General features: G+C 35.8%; 1 protein-coding gene. It reads right to left on the bottom strand.

Features of this window, described 5'->3' with window-relative positions:
• Positions 1 to 18: 18 nt before the first annotated feature.
• Positions 19 to 1,109, bottom strand: a protein-coding gene (locus tag FTU67_RS14135) for an IS4-like element ISAba1 family transposase (RefSeq protein ID WP_085940648.1) whose coding sequence is annotated in 2 segments (ribosomal slippage) — positions 19 to 569 and positions 569 to 1,109 — 1,092 coding nt in all. Because the reading frame shifts where the segments join, the coding sequence is not laid out codon by codon here.
• Positions 1,110 to 1,180: the final 71 nt, after the last annotated feature.

Genomic DNA, 1,180 nt, shown 5'->3' with positions numbered 1-1,180 from the left:
CTCTGTACACGACAAATTTCACAGAACCCTTATCCTATCAGGATTCTGCTTTCTTAAAATTGCCAAAATTTCCTTAAACTCTTCTTTTTTCCCAAAACCAATTAAACGCTGAATCGCCATTTGAACATAGTCTAAACCATAGCGAAATAAACTCATTGAGAGTCGTCCATGCTTCTTTATTTTTATCGCTTTTTTTTGATTATGTTGCCATTCACCCGTTAAGTAACACCAACAGAAGCTTATAGCTAACACCGCAATCAATTTTTTCACTCGTCTAGGGTCTGTCAAGCGCGTATTTTCAAGATTAAACCCGCGTCCTTTGAGACAACTGAATAAGGTTTCAATTTCCCAGCGTAATGCATAATCCTGAATAGCATTGGCATTAAACTGAGGAGAAACGACGAGTAAAAGCTCTCCATTTTCTAACTGTAGTGCACTTATATATAGTTTCACCCGACCAACCAAAATCCGTCGTTTACGACATTCAATTTGACCAACTTTAAGATGGCGAAATAAATCACTAATTTTATGATTCTTTCCTAAATGATTGGTGACAATGAAGTTTTTTTAACACGAATGCAGAAGTTGATGTCTTGTTCAATTAACCATGTAAACCACTGCTCACCGATAAACTCTCTGTCTGCGAACACATTCACAATACGGTCTTTACCAAAAATGGCTATAAAGCGTTGAATCAAAGCAATACGCTCTTTCGTATCTGAATTTCCACGTTTATTAAGCAATGTCCAAAGGATAGGTATCGCTATTCCACGATAAACGATTGCGAGCATCAGGATATTAATATTTCGTTTTCCCCATTTCCAATTGGTTCTATCTAAAGTCAGTTGCACTTGGTCGAATGAAAACATATTGAAAATCAACTGAGAAATTTGACGATAATCAAAATACTGACCTGCAAAGAAGCGCTGCATACGTCGATAAAATGATTGTGGTAAACACTTGATGGGCAAGGCTTTAGATGCAGAAGAAAGATTACATGTTTGCTTTAAAATAATCACAAGCATGATGAGCGCAAAGCACTTTAAATGTGACTTGTTCCATTTTAGAGATTTGTTTAAGATAAGATATAACTCATTGAGATGTGTCATAGTATTCGTCGTTAGAAAACAATTATTGTGACATTATTTCAATGAGTTATCTATTTTTGTCGTGTACAGAG

Origin of the sequence: Acinetobacter sp. YH12132, from assembly GCF_013418645.1 — a bacterium.
Taxonomy (GTDB): Bacteria; Pseudomonadota; Gammaproteobacteria; order Pseudomonadales; family Moraxellaceae; genus Acinetobacter; species Acinetobacter indicus.
Note: the sequence above shows the minus strand (reverse complement) of the source record. Positions and strands in the feature narration are given on the sequence as shown.